The 17,683-nt window shown below is 48.5% G+C and carries 17 protein-coding genes; 1 reads left to right on the plus strand and 16 read right to left on the minus strand.

The genetic code is table 11. From position 1 onward, the window contains the following. Positions 1–64: 64 nt before the first annotated feature. The 16 genes from EHV15_RS31300 to EHV15_RS31375 all read right to left on the minus strand — a co-directional run bounded on the left by EHV15_RS31300 (position 65) and on the right by EHV15_RS31375 (position 16,540). On the minus strand, positions 65–1,519 hold the full coding sequence (locus tag EHV15_RS31300) for a glycosyl hydrolase family 18 protein (protein WP_128634702.1): 1,455 nt from the start codon (positions 1,517–1,519) through the stop codon (positions 65–67). Positions 1,520–1,570: 51 nt separating this feature from the next. Next, complete coding sequence (locus tag EHV15_RS31305; protein ID WP_128634703.1) at positions 1,571–2,962, minus strand: glycoside hydrolase family 64 protein; 1,392 nt, start codon at positions 2,960–2,962, stop codon at positions 1,571–1,573. A gap of 273 nt (positions 2,963–3,235) precedes the next feature. Further along, positions 3,236–5,698 carry an Mbeg1-like protein gene (locus EHV15_RS31310; RefSeq protein ID WP_128634704.1) on the minus strand — a complete coding sequence of 821 codons (2,463 nt, stop codon included), beginning with the start codon at positions 5,696–5,698 and terminating at the stop codon, positions 3,236–3,238. A gap of 15 nt (positions 5,699–5,713) precedes the next feature. Then, positions 5,714–6,457 carry a hypothetical protein gene (locus EHV15_RS31315; RefSeq protein WP_128634705.1) on the minus strand — a complete coding sequence of 248 codons (744 nt, stop codon included), beginning with the start codon at positions 6,455–6,457 and terminating at the stop codon, positions 5,714–5,716. 12 nt (positions 6,458–6,469) lie between these two features. Next, positions 6,470–7,651: a hypothetical protein gene (locus EHV15_RS31320; RefSeq protein WP_128634706.1), complete on the minus strand. Its 1,182-nt coding sequence runs from the start codon at positions 7,649–7,651 to the stop codon at positions 6,470–6,472. Between the two features lie 23 nt (positions 7,652–7,674). Beyond that, the gene (locus EHV15_RS31325; RefSeq protein ID WP_128634707.1) at positions 7,675–8,001 is read right to left on the minus strand and encodes a WXG100 family type VII secretion target; all 327 of its coding nucleotides are present in this window, start codon (positions 7,999–8,001) and stop codon (positions 7,675–7,677) included. A gap of 3 nt (positions 8,002–8,004) precedes the next feature. Next, entirely contained in the window at positions 8,005–8,211 is a 207-nt protein-coding gene (locus tag EHV15_RS31330) for a DUF2997 domain-containing protein (RefSeq protein ID WP_128634708.1), read from the minus strand. Between the two features lie 10 nt (positions 8,212–8,221). Continuing rightward, positions 8,222–9,904 carry an AAA family ATPase gene (locus EHV15_RS31335; protein WP_128634709.1) on the minus strand — a complete coding sequence of 561 codons (1,683 nt, stop codon included), beginning with the start codon at positions 9,902–9,904 and terminating at the stop codon, positions 8,222–8,224. 18 nt (positions 9,905–9,922) lie between these two features. Further along, positions 9,923–10,477 (minus strand): hypothetical protein, encoded by a 555-nt coding sequence (locus tag EHV15_RS31340; RefSeq protein WP_178076001.1) that lies wholly within the window; start codon positions 10,475–10,477, stop codon positions 9,923–9,925. A 10-nt stretch (positions 10,478–10,487) separates the two neighbouring features. Then, entirely contained in the window at positions 10,488–10,946 is a 459-nt protein-coding gene (locus EHV15_RS31345; protein WP_128634710.1) for a DUF1257 domain-containing protein, read from the minus strand. Then, a complete protein-coding gene (locus tag EHV15_RS31350) occupies positions 10,943–11,584 on the minus strand; it encodes a 4Fe-4S single cluster domain-containing protein (protein ID WP_342774073.1) in 642 nt (213 codons plus the stop codon). The genes EHV15_RS31345 and EHV15_RS31350 overlap by 4 nt, the downstream gene beginning before the upstream one ends. 538 nt (positions 11,585–12,122) lie before the next feature. Further along, positions 12,123–12,680, minus strand: a complete 558-nt coding sequence (locus EHV15_RS31355; protein WP_128634712.1) for a hypothetical protein — start codon at positions 12,678–12,680, stop codon at positions 12,123–12,125. 20 nt (positions 12,681–12,700) lie between these two features. Beyond that, on the minus strand, positions 12,701–14,914 hold the full coding sequence (locus tag EHV15_RS31360; protein ID WP_128634713.1) for a peptidoglycan-binding domain-containing protein: 2,214 nt from the start codon (positions 14,912–14,914) through the stop codon (positions 12,701–12,703). Then, the gene (locus tag EHV15_RS31365) at positions 14,883–15,626 is read right to left on the minus strand and encodes a hypothetical protein (RefSeq protein WP_128634714.1); all 744 of its coding nucleotides are present in this window, start codon (positions 15,624–15,626) and stop codon (positions 14,883–14,885) included. Before EHV15_RS31365 ends, EHV15_RS31360 begins: the two co-directional genes overlap by 32 nt. A 352-nt stretch (positions 15,627–15,978) precedes the next feature. Further along, positions 15,979–16,218, minus strand: coding sequence for a hypothetical protein (locus EHV15_RS31370; RefSeq protein WP_036623350.1), 240 nt, complete (start codon positions 16,216–16,218; stop codon positions 15,979–15,981). A gap of 115 nt (positions 16,219–16,333) precedes the next feature. Next, positions 16,334–16,540: a hypothetical protein gene (locus EHV15_RS31375; RefSeq protein ID WP_128635641.1), complete on the minus strand. Its 207-nt coding sequence runs from the start codon at positions 16,538–16,540 to the stop codon at positions 16,334–16,336. Positions 16,541–17,305: 765 nt separating this feature from the next. Here EHV15_RS31375 and EHV15_RS31380 point away from each other — a divergent pair. Then, positions 17,306–17,632 (plus strand): DUF6809 family protein, encoded by a 327-nt coding sequence (locus EHV15_RS31380; protein WP_128634715.1) that lies wholly within the window; start codon positions 17,306–17,308, stop codon positions 17,630–17,632. Positions 17,633–17,683: the final 51 nt, after the last annotated feature.

Here is a 17,683-nt window from a genome sequence, read left to right on the forward strand (position 1 = left end):
CCGTACAGTGAAAAGCACGCGAGCAGCAGGGGATTAGTTCCCTTGCTGCTCGCGCTTTTTATGACTATTTATTAGAGGCTCTTACGGTATCACCGATGGCCTGCAGCAAGCTTTTGCTGGAATCGGTGGTATCCTGGGTCAGCTCCCAGGCCATGATGCCTCCAAGCTGCTCCAGCGCAAATTGGGTCTTTTTCTTAATGGTCGGAACACCATTATAGTAAGCTTCCATACCGTTGATCATAGAAACGTCGGTGTTATAGGCATTGGGGTTGGCTTGCAAAATAGCGGCATAGGAAGCCCAGGAAGGTCTGCCGTAGAAAGGAACGCCCAAAACGACTTTTTCCGCGGGCATTTTTCTCGTTTCCTTCCAATACTTTCCGCTAAGCACGGCAAAATCATAGGTGGAATGCCTGTTCCCGTCGCCTCCGTCATAAGCCATCACATTAAACCAGTCCACTGCATTGATGACCTTGTCAGTGTGAGCCGCCGCATCCCAATAAATCACGCCTTCCGGAGTCACACCGCTAAGGACGGCGGAGGTCAGGAGCATGTTTTGCTTTTTAAGCTCCTTGCTCAAGTACACCATCAAATCTTCATACTGCTGCTTGCTCGAACCGTCCGTTCTCGGGTGCTCCCAGTCCATATCCACGCCATCAAACCCGTATTGCTTAGCCATTGTGATGATAGCGTCGCCGAACTTTTTAATCTTCTCCGGCGTACTGGTCGCCGCCATGAAGGTGTTCTCCAGCGGGGTTCCATTGTAAGACCAGCCGCCTATCGCAAGCAGGACCTTCACATCGTTGGCATGAGCCGTCTGGATAATTTGGCTGGCGGCACTGGCATTCTCCAGCGGCAGAAGCCCGCCTTCACTGGTCGGAATGGCGAACGCATAATTGATATGCGTCAGGTTATGATATTGAATCGTGTTGATCTTGCCGGGTTCCCAACTTGGGTAATATCCCACTACTTTGAAGCCGCCTGAAAGGGGCGGATCCGTCGGGTCGGTTGGGTCGGTTGGGTCGGTAGGATCGGTTGGATCGGTTGGATCGGTTGGATCCGTTGGGTCGGTAGGATCGGGATTGCCCGAAATCAGCTCCCAAACGTCCGCAGCGCCGGGGGTTTCCCCTTGAGTCCACCATTTGGCTTTGTACAGTTGGCCGTTGTAAGAAACGATATTACCGGCAACATAAGCCGTTCCGCTGTTCCATGCCGGATGGGTGCCGTCCGATGGTGCGTTTAGTTCCCAGACCTCCGATGTACCGGGAGCTTCTCCTTGAGTCCACCATTTGGCCTTGTATTCTTGCCCGTTATAGGAGACGATGTCTCCGCCGAGATAGACTTTGCTGCTATCCCATTCCGGATAGGCGCTGGCCAGCAAAACCCGGCCGGTATCGGCTACGGTCGCAGCTTGATCGGCTGCCGCTTGGGAGACCTGTGCGTTTAATCCTAGTGGTGTGAAAAGTGAAATCAATAATGCCAATACGACTAAAAAAGAGAATTTCTTTTTATGATTCCTCATATATTCAATCCTTTCTTCTTAACAATCTACTAAATTGAAATAGGCAGCAATCTACCAGCCTACTCTAACGATCACACCTTTGGGATCACCGACTTCCAGGTAAGCGGCTTGTCCGTTTACGTCATCATAGGCGAAACCGTAGGCCAGGCCGTCGATGCTGTGATCATGCCAAAATTTTGCATAATAGTTGGCCGGCGCGGCCTTATAGTATTGGCTGACATCATTCCAATTGGAAGACGTAAATACGTGCCGGTTGAGCGCCGCGCAAACCTGAGGATCGCTGGCGCCGCCGATGCCGAGCAGGATGTCGCGGGTGGAGATGCTGGAATAGCCGGCAAAATAGTTTTCATAGGCTCCCCCGGACTTAAACGGCCCGATCATGGGACTGACTATGCGATAGGGCGCCTGCAAGGTTCCCAGCGATTTGAACTCGGTAGGCACCTCTTTCTGGTATTTTGCAAACAGGCCGGAACGGGTTTCCGATTCGAATTCGCCTACGGTCCGGTCGTAGTTTCCCGCTTTGTTGACCAAGCGGTGCTGAATCGGGAAGCCGAACTGATCAACCCTTGTTGTGTTCCCGTGATATCCGGCATCATCGACCGTAAATTCGGCAAAGTCGAAATAGACATCGAGGTTGGGATCGGTAGGATTGTTGAGATCCGGACCGGCGAAACCGTCGTCAAAGGTTTTAATATACAAAGGAGAACCTACGCTAAGGAACAATCTGCCTGAAGTGATCTTGGGAAGATTAACCCAGGAAGTGTCGCTGACCTTGTGATAGATGTTGGCATAGTTGGCGCCATTTTTCGTTAAATGACCGGGAGCATCGTTTAAAGCGGTTGAAATGGGCACGAGTTGACCGGACAGATTCAAATAACTCCATTGGCCGTTGGCCGGATTTTTGCCGATAACTCCCCAGTAAATTTGATTGTCGGCATAGGCCCCGCCCGTGCCGTTCATGACTTTGAGGCTAACCCCGCCTCCGGTAGGATTGGGAATCGAAGAAGCCGGGATCGAGTAAATTGAGCCGCCTGTTGGCTCTGTTGGCTTCGTTGGTTCCGTTGGGTCCGTTGGGTCCGTTTGTCCTGTACCTCGATAGGTGAAGGTCGTCGTGTCATAAGCTGGAGTGCCGTTATTATAAGTGAAGAAATATTCAATCACGGCTCCGGCGGCCGAATCGATAAATTGCTCATATCTTCCGGCTCCGGCGTTGTAAGTCATTCTGAGATTTTGCTGAACGCCCGAATTCACCGTATAATGGACATCCACCCATGTCGTATCGACCTTTGACTTGAACCATAAAGTCACGTTGTTGCCAGATACGTCAACGCCCTGAGTAAAATCCTCCGCTGCGGAGACGTTCATAGAAGAGGCATTCATAGTGAAAGATAAAAGAAAAGCGATGAACAAAACGGTGCTGCGCTGAAGCCATTTTTTTGTCATAGTATTCCTCCTTCTCATTTGGGAACGTAAAGTGATACCTTGATGAATCCGCTATCCCCTCCCTGTTCGTCAAAATCTCGTATAATCGCCTGGTAAGCTATCTAGTTATTTTTTATTATGTAAAATGCAGGCAATTCTACGATTATAATTTGCCTTATGTACTATATTTTGTCAATGATTTTAGTTATATTTTTATATATTCATAGAGACAAAAAAAGCTTAGCCCTCCTTGGTTTCCCAGGATGCTAAGCTATTCTTGCAAGTTGCCTTGGATTACGTCAGATTCCCGATATTACTCTTCAACATTCGTTCGATCTTCACGTATTGATCCCGCGCCATCGAGAGGGAACGGATTTTCCGCTGCATTTCGGCAGCGACTTGATTGCGGCGGTTCCGGACATCGTCGATCGCCCTTTGCAGCTGGCGAATTTGACTCTGCACGTTAGACTCGCTATAGGCGCGCGAGACGTTCGACGCGATCCGCTCCGCATCGTTCACAATTCGGCTGGTTGTGGAAACAAAATCATCGTCCATTCGTTTAAATTTGCTCTGCAGGTCGGTAAGCCGGTTTACGCTGACCATTAGCAGCCCGCCGGAGATTTTGGACATTCCCTTCACGACTTTGCCCGTAAATCCCTTGATTCCCTTAACGGCCTGTTTACCGAAATCCTTCACTTTGCCCCTGGTCATGCTTACCGCCGACTTCACGTTGTCTTTAAATTCATCGACTTCCTGCCGGATCAAATTTGTCGCTTTGCTGAAAAGCGTAGAGATATTGCCGACGAGGTTATCCCAGCCCTGTTTCAGGCCTTCCATCATCCGTTTATAGGCTGCGACAATTTTATCGCAGAAGCTTTTAACCGCCCGGCTCAACGTTTGGGCAAAACGCGCCATCGCCTCGGCAACCCGGACAGCGGTCTCTTTAATGTTCCCGGCCAAATTTTTCATGCCGGTCTTCACGCTTTCCCAACCTGCCTTCAGTTTATCCGCCATCGCCGTAAAGGCCGCGCTGACTTTGGCCCCGATCTCGATCGCCGTGTTCCGGGCCTGATCCAGCTTGGTAACGAGCCAATTCCCGATCTCCTTCGCTTTGGTTACCGACGCGTCAATAAATTTACGGAAGCCCTCCCGGGTTAGTTCGACTACATGTTTTATCCCGTTTTTCAGGGCACCCACTTTATTGGAAATGCTCTCTTTCACGTCCCCAAACCAGCTTTTCACCTTATCCACGGAACTGTTCCAGGCATTTTTGGCAGCTTCGATCGCCTTTCTGGTTCCCTCGGCAATCCAGTTGCAGAAATTCTGAACCCCCTGAACGAGCTTGTCCATAAACCGGTTCACTGCCTGCATTGCGGCTTCACCGGCATGTTTGACATCCGCGAAAAAATTTTCGATACCGCGGACCATAGCGTCCCAACCGTCTTTGATTTTGCCGGCGAAGCTGGCGATGGCATCCCCGATCGCTTTGGCTTTATCCGAAATTTTATCCGCCAAATCGGACAAGAAACCCGATAATTTCTCCAGGACAATGTCTTTAATGATCGTTCCGACTTCTTTCCCTAGTTGAAACATGTAGCCGAAATTGTCGGCATTGATTTTCAAATAACGCAAAAAATCATCCAGATATTCCCGAGGCATGACTGCGGCACCCAAAGCGCTTGCCAAAAGGCCCCCAAAATCTTTGCCTCCCTGGGCAGCTTTCTCTAGCAGGTAATCCCCTACATACGGCAGCACAATTTTGATGCTTTGATCGGTTTGGGATTGGCTCTCTTTTTGAAACCCCTCTTCCCCGCTTTCCATCAAAGCCAACAATCCGTCCATCGCATAACTTCGATCCGGCTCTTCCATATGGGCGTTTAAATAAATCGTTAAGTCGTTTACGAGCTGAGGAATCGCCCCTTGGTTAGTGACCTCCCGCAGCTGCCCGTTTTCATCCAACACGATGCCTGGACTATGATTTCTGAGAAAATCTTTTTGATATTCGGTATCGATGTAGATGATTTTTCCCGCCACCGGAATCAGCAGGCAATTTACGTAGTCATTTTCCGCGGAAACGGATGTGATTTTATGACTATTCGCTTCGATCAGATCCTTGTATTTTTCAACAAACTCTTTGGAAAATCCCTGTCCGTCCAAGGAAACAACCCGATCCACCTTATCGGAAAGAATCCCGACATACTGAGCCTTGTTGCCTCCCTTGGAGTGGCCGGTAACCGTAATGTTGCTATAGGGCAATTTCTCAATATATGCCAAAGCGCGCTGCTGCATCTCGGTATCGGTTAAATATCCGCCTGTACCGTTGTCATGCCATTCGAGATCCCCGGAAGTACCGCGGAAAACAACAGTAGCTTCCTTTACTATCGGTTTACCAGCCTCATCTGTCCCCGTCTCGACAAAAGTAGCCATCCGGGCGCCAACTTCCAACGGTTTCCCATGCCCATCAGTGATAAGATTGCCACTTTTGTCATATACGTTCCCGACTTCGCCATGTTTAACTTTTAAATTCATTAATTGGGGATCTTTTTTAATGGCTTGTAATACAGTAATCCATTCTTCTCTGGACATTTGACCGGGGTAGCTGACAATACCGTCTTTTACGGTGCGGTTTTTGTCCAGCCCGCCCTTCAAAAGATCATTTACAATCACTTTAACGGTTTTACCGTTTCTGTTTGCCACACCATCAAGATATATTAAATTATCCAAAAGTATTAACTGACTTTCACTTAGTTCCCCCATTGTTCCGCCTCCTTCCTACTCCAAATCCAAAATCTTCAAATCGTTGCCGATCATAACAGTGTTGCTATCTCCAATGAAGTATTCATCCTCGTTTACCGCATTCAAGGCTTCCATCGTTATAGAATCAAACTTTTCATCCTTAACTATATAAATGGATACATTCCCGACCAATTTCTTTTCTATCATTTTCGCAGCAACCTTACTTAAACTATCAGTAGTATCAATTCCCTTGGCCGATTCTTCCTTTACAAAAACCGTAATATCCGCATTGAAATATTCGTTTTCGTTATAAATTTCTTCCAGTTTCGTGTTCTTGTTCAAACGGTCCGGAAACACACCTTCCCCAAAATCGACGGAAAACTTAAAATCTTTATAAATTCCTCCCACGAATCCGGAAACCATTTTCGCGTATTCGGGAGCGATTAAAACCCCAAAATACCCGTCGCTAATATCGTAGGTACCATCTTTATTAATCACAATGCGAGCTTCAAAACGATTTGATTCCGAACCATTCTTTGGATACAAATACATTTGGTTATAAGGGTAAGCCCAACCACTGCCGCTAAAGGACACCGCCACGAACTCTTCCCCATATTTCTCCTGCAAATGAGTCAGAACCCGTTCTTTAATGACTTCCGGGTTTGGTTTGTTTTCCCCGGCTTGCTGTTCCTGCTTCTTACCCATACATCCGCTCACTCCTAAAGTAATGATCATTCCTGCCAACACAACCAGCAAAATTCGTACCGCCCGTTGACTCATCCGTTTTCCCCCTTACCATTCAAAGCCGAAATCGGGAATCTGGAAGGAATCTTCCAGCCGGCGGGCGATTGCTTGGTCGAGGCAAGCCTTCACCCGCTCCAATTCCTGATCCAGCAAGTCATAAATCTGCGTTCGGAAACTGTCAATCGGGGTATCCATATCGAACGTTTCCTGTTCCAGCGTAAACAGAGTGACTCCCATCAGCACCGTCTGGACGCTTTCAAAGATACGCATCACGAAATCCGTTGCCTTCATCGCATATTTTTCCGCCTTCTCCGAAACTAAGGTTTCATAGTTGTCATCAGGCAGTTTATCCAGTTCGGCTGCCAACTGATCGCGGCCCGCTTCCAATTGTCCGGCGGCATATCGCACTGTTGCGTCAATGGCGTGTAGAAGCTTCTCTTTATTCAGTTCACCGACCTTCATGAAAACGGAGTAAACCCCAAGATCCGCCAGCAGCATAGCTTCCTCTTCTTCCGATCCGGGAAAAAAGATTTTCCATACCTCGGGTTCCACGGTCCCGGCTGTATTATAAAACCAGCTCACAAACCGGGAAAATTCACTTTGTCCCGATACAACCGCTTTCCCGCTTTCTTCAAAGACCAGCTTTCTATACAAAAAGGCTTCGTCCTCTTCGCCAAGGTCCTCGGCCTGCTTCACAAAAACAACCTTCCTGGTATGGTCCCCTACCGGATCATCTTCTCCCACAAAGTTGACGGACTTCCCCGGAAGTTCTTCCATGGCCGGGGCGCCAAAAACGACGGCTTCCGCCTCCAGCGCTTCCGCGAGCAAAGCGGCATGCCAGCCTCTTTGCCCCAGACCGGTAAACACATGCTTTATCCCGGGGACCAGCACTTCCCGAAGTTTATGGACCACTCCATCCAACGGGAACGAATATGTATCATCATCTTCGGACACCTTAGGGTCCGAAACGGTGATTACGCCTTGACGATGCGCTTGATCCGTAAAAAGAACCCACTCGGCGCCGCGTTCGCCGCCCTGGAAGGCCAGCTCCAAATCCGCTAAATGCGCGGACTCCAGAATAGCCTCGGCCAAATCCCCCAGCCCCCGATCCGCAAGGGAGGGCTGCAGGCTGCGAGCGATTTCCTTCACACTGCCGGTGTGCTGCGAAGTCAGCAGCCCGGTGCCCGTCAATTCACATAACCATAGGTATTGTTGTTCATTCAGTATCATTCAATCGCACTCCGTATCTCGGATTATCTCTTGGCTTTCTTTTGCTTCTCTCGCTCTAGCTCCTGTGCCTTTCTTGCCGCTTCAGCCCTGCGCCGGTCATCGGCGATCTGGACTTCCCGGGCCAGCCGTTCAAGTCCCGACTCTATATCGCGGATCTCCGAACACAGCCGGTTGATTTCATTCCTGGTTTTTCCTGTATAATCATCCTTGAACGCAGTCCCGGCCTTTCCTTTCCACCAGGAAGACGTCTCCTGTACATGGGAGCCAAGCTGTTTCTCGGTCTTTCTCAAGTCCGCTTCTCCTTGCGCCGTTCTTCTCGCGGCCGAACGGATTTCACTCGTTGAATACACCGCTTATTCCTCCCGCCTTAACGTTTCGCGTAACTTTAACCCAGCCGTTTCATAAAACTCCGGCTTTAAATTGGTCTCTACCACTTCAGCATCCAGCAACCCTTCAAGCAGCCCGATCACATCCTTACATTTCTCCCCTTTGATGCCCAGCGTTTCCGCTTCGATCCGGCCATCGGGACATATCCGGATTTGTATTTTTTCCATCATCATGATGCCCTCCTTAAAAATCGACCGTTCTTCCGCCGCGTTTAAAACGGACATCATCAAACTCGCCCGTGCCCGCCAGAATTCCCCCGTAAGGGTTGGCGAGGCCTTCATTCGCGTACTCTTCCCGGTCCTCCCGGGGAGTTGCCGCTACCGCCCGAACGTTCGCCCAATCCCGTATGCCGCGGATATGTTCGGCAAGCGTCACTGAAAGCGGCACGGTGTTGGCGATGGCCCGTTCAAAAAACTCCAGGCGAACCGCCGAATTTTCCGCATAGGCCTCAAACAAAGCATCGATCACCAACTGCTCGATCTCCGCACCCACGAAACCTTCGCATCTGGAGCACAAATACTCCAGGATTTCTTCCGTAAGCTCAAACTCGCCGGAAACGTCCGGGTCCGTTAACCGCTTCGAAATATGGACCTTCAAAATATCTTTTCTTTCCCGCTTGGTCGGCAGGTCCACAAAGAAAATTTCATCGAACCTTCCTTTGCGCATCAGTTCGGCGGGCAGCGCGGAAATGTTGTTCGCCGTCGCGATCACGAACACGGGGCTTGTTTTCTCCTGCATCCAGGTCAGAAACTGCCCGAACACCCGGGCCGAGGTGCCGCTGTCGGCGCCCCCGGAGTAACCGCTGAAGCCCTTCTCGATTTCATCGATCCACAGAATCGAAGGGGAGATCGCCTCCGCCGTTTTGATCGCTTTGCGCATATTCTCTTCGCTGCTTCCGACGATGCCCCTGAATATTTTGCCCATGTCCAGACGCAGCAAAGGCAGCTGCCACATCGAGCTGATCGATTTGCTAATCAAGCTTTTGCCGCAGCCCGGGACGCCGGTAATCAGTACCCCTTTGGGAGCCGGCAATCCGTATTTACGGGCCGAATCCAGCCAGGATTTGTTGCGTTTGGACAGCCAGCGCTTCAAATTTTCCAGCCCGCCGACATCCGCCATTTTCAGATCGCTGCGCACGAACTCCAAAATCTCGGTTTTCTTGATGATTTGTTCTTTTTCTTGCAGGACGACTTCGACATCATGAATATCCAGCTTTCCGTCCTCGACCATGGCGCGCGCAAAGGCGTTTTCCGCCTCCGAAAGCGTCAAGCCGAGCGCTGCCTTGGCTAACCGCTCCTTGCCCTCGTCATCCAGATCGATCTGAATCCGCCCGCTCTGCTCATTAATTTGAATCATTTCCTCAAGCACAGCCTTGATCTCTTCAAAAGAAGGCAGCTCAAAATCGACGATCGTGACGTCCTTTTGCAAATCATCCGGAAGCGTCAGAAACGGGGATGTAAAAATAACGTTGATCGGATGCTCGCTCTGCTTGATATTGGTCAGCATATCCCTTAGCTTGCGGATAATCTGATAATCCGGTGCCCGCCACTCGCCGCCAAAAAACACATGAAAATCCTGCAGCACAAAAATGCACGGCTTATCGTATTTTTCGATAAATTCCAGCGCCTTAAGGGGAGATTTTGTATCTCCCTTCGCCTGGCCTTTCCCATCGATCATGCCGGTCGTTATCCGCCACAGCATCACTTCCCGCGGCGTTTTGATAAGTTCGGCGTCCTGGGCAACATCGCGAATCAAGGATAAAATCCGGTTCTCCTCCCAGGTCTGAATGTAAAGGTACGGAAATCTCGCCCGGAACAAATTGGCCAGATGTTTTTTAGTTTTATTGGTTGGGTTCGCCGCTGTCATTTCTTCATCCCCATCTCATCAGTAATCGATCCGGCGTCCGTTGCCGGTTTGGTTTAAGTTGGTTGCGGGCGCTTCTGCTGCGGGCCCATCCGTCTTTTCGCGATGTTCGGCATCTTGTTCCTCGTTCCCCGTACGCTCCGGCTGCTCCGCCTCCGCCTTCTGTCTGGGAGCCGGAGGCTTAAACTGGGTCGCACTCCCCGCCGCTTGGAACTTCGCTTCCGCCTCTTGTCTCAATTGGGTGACTTTTTGCTGGCTCCTTACATTCTCATTAGCCTTATACACATCCATTTGAATCAGAAAAACCGGCCTTACGTTAAAAGCATGTATAATGCTCGCAACCCACACGGACAGCGCGATGGCCGCGCCAATCCCAATAGCTGTGGTGGAAAAAGCGGTAATCATGGCTGCCAAATAAACAATTCCCCAGATTTGCCAACGCCAAAGCTTTACCCGGAGTCCTATGTACAAAAAAGCGATAAAACTTGTCATCGCAAAAGGAACCAAAGTCAGAAGAATCCACCAGCTGTTGGTGATTTCCCAGGCTTTCCCGCGCTCGGTATACGTTCTAAACATGCCTATCTCCTTATCTATTCAATATGTACGTCAGTTGGATCGAACGATCCCTAAGCCGCTCCTCCTGTTCCAGGATCAAACCCTGGCTTCTCGCCTTCTCCACCAGATTCTGATAGACCTTTTGCTGAAGGTGACGGGTATAAGATTGCTCAACGTTGGCAATCCACTCTTCGTAAGCGGCCTGGTCCGCCGTTTCAGGCAGAATCAGCGTGTAGCAGCCCGCTTCATTGACCGTAAAAATAACTTCGTTTGTGACGGATGAAGCAAACTCCACGGCCTCTACCCCCTCAGCGGTACGGAACGAACAATCCCACTCCTCGAGCGCTTGCTTCAGCAAAGCTTCATCCTTCATGCGCGTTTCCAGGATCAGCAGGTTGTTCTCCTTGTTTTCCAGTTTGCGGGAGATCCCTTCGGCAATTTCCTTGGTTAATGCAATCGCGACGGGAATCAGCACAATTTCCAGACTCATTTTTTATCCTCCTTACGTTCATAACCCAGTCCCAGCAAAAGCTCCAAATCCGCCAATTGAGCCATTCCGTTCGCAGTGATGGTGCCGTCGGCGTGCAGTTGTATTTCTATTTTATTCGCGATGGCAGGCAAACGGGCCTCCAGTTCTTTATATCGATCCGTGAGAAAACGGTACTGCTGGTTTCGCGAACCGGTCCACGGGCGGCTTAAATCATGCTGGCTTTGGATATATGGACCATCGATCAGCAGGTCGGTTTCCTTCAGCAATTGCTGCCAACCATGATGGCCGGATTTGCGGATGGTGTCATATTCATAACCCGAAAAAGTGACGACCGATAGCTTCATCTCCTTGACCTCCTTGGCCAAGACGCTTAGCTCGTACGCCTGACTAAACGGCTCGCCCCCCAGGAAAGTTACACCTTCCAGTTCAGGTGAGGTATTTCGGACAGCCTGTATATCTGAAACGATCTCGTCGATGTCGCGGATTTCCCCGCCGTCCATCTCCCACGTATGCGGATTAAAACATCCCGCGCAGCGTATCGGACACCCCTGCACCCATACCGCATAACGCAACCCGGGCCCTTCGACTTTTGTTTTTTCCACAATTCTTGATATGCGAAGCACAGTCACCCTATGCACCAACCTTAACCTTAGGAAAATTCAGGAAATAAAATTACGGCAGTTTGGATTAATTTTACTATAAATCCAAGGTTAAAAATATATACCCTTCCTACTTGATACATCCCAGGAATTGGGTATAAAGGCTTGGGAGAATAGGCTCGGGTGGGTTTATGTGAGGGCGGATGAAACTCGCGTGGCGGCAAATGAAAAGGCTTATTCCGAAGGGGAGTAAGCCTGGATGTTTGGATACTAAAGGGGTCATAGTAAATGTCCGCGCTAACGGCGATTTCTAACGGTTGCGGACGCGCTTATTTGGCGAAAAAACGGGCGGTTCGATTTCTAACGGTTGTAGTGGGGCTTAATTAGCGTAAAAATGCTCCTGAAGCCTAAAAAAATGCTAAATAAGCTCTCTTACAACCGTTACGATTTATTCTTCCTTGATTTTGCCAAAATAGCGGCGCTCACAACCGTTAGAGTGATGATGCGCTTTGGGTTTGTGCCTACCGGATGCTCGAGCGCTGTTGTTGTCTCTAACCTCCAAAAAGACTTTTCAAAATCAATGCGCTAAATTTCCTCGTGTCATTTCCCCAGTTTGGTTATTAATAATAAAATGCCAACGGTTCCTGTTGTAAGAATCAGTGTGGGCCTTGTCCCCATCACAGACGACAGAGGGTTGATTGTTAGAAATTGACAAATAATTAAAATCAAAACCTTGTGGCGGTTGATTAACAAAAAGTAGTGTACCATCTAGCGCAAAACCTTTAAGTACTTTTTCGTTTTGTTTTTCTGAAGATAGAATAATAACTAAATTCTGTTCAAAGTATATCTGCGCATGAAGAATAACTTTGCAATTTAATTCAACGTGTTGGTCTTTTAATTGCCAGCTAATTTTTCCATTACTTTTATCCATTGTAAATAAAGTTGAGCCATCGAAAGAAAGGTAATAAATTTGATCCTGGGAATAATTTTGGCCAGCCTCGACAATTACATATTGTCTCTGATTATTTATAGAAGCAAAATAAGCATTATGAAAGGTTTTAATAATAGATTTTCCGTTAAATGACCAACTTACATTTTGATTCTCGCTATCCCATTTAAAGTTTTCTACATCCAAAGTTTTCACCTCATAAAAAATTAATTTATCTGGCGTACTGAAACAATCTCTAGGTAATCCATTTTATTAATGCTCCTATCAAGTAACATCTGTATTTGATTACTTCCGCCCGGTAAGTATTTATCGATACTTAAGTCTACTTGTGGGCCAACTGGGCCATTAACTACAGGCAATTCTACGCCTTCTTTAACCCTATAAGTAACAACTTTACTACAATCGGCTTTCCAATCAGACTTAACTGCTAAATTGCTTCTAACAAATTCAGTATTGAGTATATCATCAAACGTAGCAAAATTACCTGGTGATGTTAAGGGTTGTGTACTATCTAGAGCCATTTGGAATGTATCCCCCGGTTTAAGTGTAGTCATGTTAGCTTTTATATCGAATCCCTCAGGCCATGGGGACTGTTCTTCTATTAATTTGATGTATGATTTTGAGGCATCTTCTACACTTTTCCCAGGGTTTGCAGCCAAAAACTCTTTCCAGGTTTTTTCACTTCCTTTTTCAAGTGCATTTTTAACTGCTTGTTCATCTACACCGACAATCGCACCCTTGCCTGACACCTCTACATTCTTTGTTGCCGGCACCTCATCCACTTCCGATCGCTTCAACCACCCGGTCAGCTTTTGTCCCGCTGTGCTCTTGAGCGCGTTGGAGATAAGCTTAAATGCATAGGTGAAGGTCACGTCCCCGGCTCCGGCCAAAGCGGTATCGAGCGCGATATTTTGGGCGCGGTCTGTGAGGTTTTGTTCACCGTCATTCTTGAAGTCGGTTACCGCGTCAGATGCTTCGGTGGCCGTGCCAAAAATCGCTCCCGCCGTCATGGATCTGACCACCGTCGGCGATAGCTTAGAGAGAACCGCCGGGGTTTTCACAGCCTTCAAATATTTAAAGGGCAACAAGAACCCGACTACATTTCCGGCAGCTTCACCGACTCCTTTGCCGTACGGATCGTCCAACGGATTTACGTAACCTTCCGGTTCCGGTCCCATAATCCATTCGGCAAGCAGCTCCGGCAATCCTGCCGAGGCCGTGTTGATTGTGTTCACCACAGCATTCGATCCGCCGACCATCAGGTTAGCAACAAACGGATTACCGATGCCGCTTCGCTTTTGCCGCATCTCGTTTTCTTCTTTTTTCTCAAGCTCTTTCAGCTCGTTATATATCCTGTCTTGTTCTTCCTTGGTCAAATCTGCCCAATAGGTCTGCTTTAGCCGCTCCTGAACTTCCGGATTATCGCGGTTTAGCACATCGTCCATCGAATAGCTTCGCGGATCTACCGACGTGATATAGTATTGCGGTTCGCTCTTGGATTCCTCAACCGGTTCCACTTTCGGCATGTTAAACAGCGCCTGCCAGGTTGCCGGCCCGATTACACCCTCGAGCCCGTCTTGATCCTTCTCGTAAACCTCCCTGAACCCTTTCAACGCGCGTACGGTAGCTTCATCAAAATAGCCGTTCGCCTCGACCTCAAACCCCAGCTCTTGCAACCGCAGCTGCGCCATTTTCACCGGCTCGGAGTAGGTCTGACCATGCATTTGTTTCGTCAGCAGCCCGCTCAGCGTCCCGAACAAGGTCCGCCACACATTTTCATCCACGATTCCTTGCCGATCGCCAGCATTGTCCAGTTCGTATTTTTCCTTATACCGATTAATTGCTTCTAGCGTGGCCGAGTCAAAATAACCGTTCGCTTCCAGCTCATATCCCATCTCGTGCAATCTTTCCTGCAGTTTTAGCACTTCATCGCTCTTATGCTCCGGGTCCAGGGTCAGTTCTTTCGTAAGCGGCTCCACCGTGATAGGGAGATAAACCGCCGCCCGGGAGAACAAGGAAAACGCCGAAAACGGAAAAGGTAGGACGGTCGTTTTATTCCCTGAAATCGTTGGGAGTGCGGCAAATTTGTTTAAGGTAACCGGAAGTTTTAACTGCTTCGCCTTCAAAGAGGACTCCTGCTCCTGGCGAGTATACTCGTCCGCCGCCCAACGCAGCGTTTTCTCTTTCGTGCGCAATTCATCGCCAATCTCCCGGGACAGCTGCCTAATCCGTTCCATAAGCCGCTCCACTTCAGATACTGCTAAGCGGACTCCCGACTCGGAATAAGCCGAGCTTGTTTTGCGGATTACCTCCGACACTCTTTTTAGCGTAACTGTGACTTGATCCCCGAACTGTTGCTCCAACCGGCGTACTTCGTCTGCGAGCCCGTTAATGCGGGCCGGATCGACCTTCAGTTCCAAGACGTTCCCCTCCTTTCGCCAACATGCTTGGAAACGCAAAAAGTTGTTCAAGGGCGGAAAGCGGTTTGCGCCGAAACAAAAGGACCTGATCCCGCTCCGGCATCATCCCCAGCATCCAGGTTCCTTTTTCTGTTCGAGCGCAGGTAAACAACGATTCGGCCTCCTCTCCGGAAGCCAAATGGTAACCTGCAATGACCCGGCAATCGGACTGGGGTCCAAAGGCTTCCGCCAAGTCTGACGAGGTTTGGGCATCTATCCCGAGCTTTTGCAAAAGAGCCGTTGCTGCTCCTTGTTCTCCCGCACCTGCAAGCGCCAGAGCATAATTGGCCTCCGTCGCGGGTAGACGGTAAGATATCTCCTGCTCACAATCGCTAAGCAAAAACTGCTCCCGAAGCATAGCAATCGCTTCTTCCCGCCCGGTACAAAACTGGACCTCGCAAGTCCCTTCCCCAGCTAAGCGCGTGAACATCCCCGCCCGGCAATGGATAAATTCCATGGAGACTTCCCCGTTTTTTTCCACCAAGAAGGCAAACACCTGGTCCGGGAACGACAAAATTTTCGCAATCGCAGCATAATTACGCTCTATGTATAGTTGATCCTCATCTTCCTCCGTCAAAATATGTTTACTTTTCAGCCGGCCGGACACCTTCTCCCATCGTTGGCGGGCCTCCTGCAAATCAAGGCCATCCAGCACATTTTCCAAACCGAACAAGGTAGTGGCTCCGGAAAGCAAGCATAGGTAAAACCACTCATCATTCGACAGCACATAGTTAGTCCTATTCATTCCGTGGACATTTAGATATTTTATGGAAAAGACACTTCAATACATTCTATCAACCCACCGCTGGCCTCACAATTCCTCAGTTGGGATAATATCCCACAAATAATCCATTCCACCTATATAAATGAACAAAAAGTCCGGAGCAGCGTGGAGCTGCCCCGGACACATTTATGAGGATAATTTACTAATCTAGGTTGCGATTTCGATTGCTTCGACCGTCCTCGAAATAAATTCTCTACTGACGTGAACAAAAGGCCGTTTTTAGACACGATGTTTATCATAATTAACCCCTTAGTCCGAACAACTGTTTGATGGGGACTTCAATTTTCTCTTTACCCGTATGGTAGACGAGAATGTCGTCTTTTGCTCGAACTAACTCTCGTGTGGCTTCTACATTATCGTCAAAAGCCTGAATGATTGCCATATCGTCAACATATCGCACTTGATTTTCGATGCGCCCCTCCAAGATACGGAGTTTAACAAAACGGTTTGGGTACAGCCTACGAACTTCCTCCCACTTCAACGTCTACACCTCCAACCAACTTATTTTGTATTTCCATGATAACGTTTCCGCCTGAAGCATGCTATGCAGTATGAACGGTTGAAAAACACCGGAAGGCCAGGACTCCTCCCCCAGGTTAAGAAGCATCATGGCCCCGGTGTTCAACCGGGACACAGGCCAAAATCCGATCCAGCCGAAAAGCCCGGGGTTCGCCGGAAGCAAGGCAAGTTGCCCGCACCAGACCTTCACGGACGTCATGAACCTCGATCTTTCGCTGGGTGATTTTTCCCAAGCGGTCCATGTAAATGATCTCAACGGTCCGGCCGATGTATTTTTTCACCAGTACCATCTCCAAATAAGAACGTTTGTTTGTAGTATATGAAAACATACGTTCTTTATTCAACAGGGAAATAATGTTTTTATGACTCAACCTAATAATCAGTTCTTGACATCAAGCCGGCAACCGGTCGTGGCAAGAAAAGCCGGAAGGGCGTTGAGAGCGTGAGGACAGGGAGGCCAGTGGGTTGGTCGGCAGATCAACATCCGCTGTCCGGACGCTTTGCACGATTATCCCGTTTAATCATAGAAGCAGAGAAGAAGATAAATTCAGGAAAAAAGATAGGTTTGTAAGAAGCAGATATTTTTCCTTATTAATCCTTCACATCCTAGCCCCCAATCCCTGCCCTCTGAACGAAAGGGATAATCGTGCAAAGCAGCCTGCAGGGAAACCAAGACACGAATGCTATATATAGACAGCCACCTCAGTCCTCAGTCCGGCATCTCGAATCAATAGAGCTTGAGTCATAATTTATATCGTCAAGCACTGATCTCGGCTTAGTGCCGTTTTTATTAAATCAAATGTTAATCCTCCTTGATATTTGACCATCCCATACGGACTGGTCCTCAAATAAAAATAGAAAAACCGCTTTAAAGTAGCGGTTTCTTTATAAGACTCTTATAGAAAGATTGATATTTACTTAAATGAATCAAAACATTAAAAAATATCATTTTGTAGAGTATACTCCGTGGATTGTTGTTGTAGACAACGGGATAATAAATCCAAAAAGAGGTATTGTCTTGAAATCATGTTCTGAAAGGATGGGGAGAAATGAACAGTCTTATAGAGCAGCTTTACAACGGCATTTTATGTCCGGCTGAAAAGATAGTTCCCGAGGATCCGCAGTATCGTCAGGTAAACACAGATGTATCCGAAACGATGACGGACTGGAAAAAACGGCATTCCGAAGAGGAATTTAAGGAGCTTGAGGCTCTACTGGATTTGTACGCTCAGATTCATGATATGGAGTTGACTTCAACTTTCACCTACGGATTTCGACTTGGAGCAGGGCTGATGGCAGAAATTTTAACGGGCAAAAATGAACTTGCCAACATGCTAAGCCATTTTCCTGATGACTTACCGGGGGAGAAGAGTTGAACGAGCATACAAGATATTATCAATTTGAGAGATTGCTAATATTGCCATTGT

It is taken from the genome of Paenibacillus oralis, from assembly GCF_003863965.1.
In the GTDB taxonomy this organism is placed as follows: domain Bacteria; phylum Bacillota; class Bacilli; order Paenibacillales; family Paenibacillaceae; genus Fontibacillus; species Fontibacillus oralis.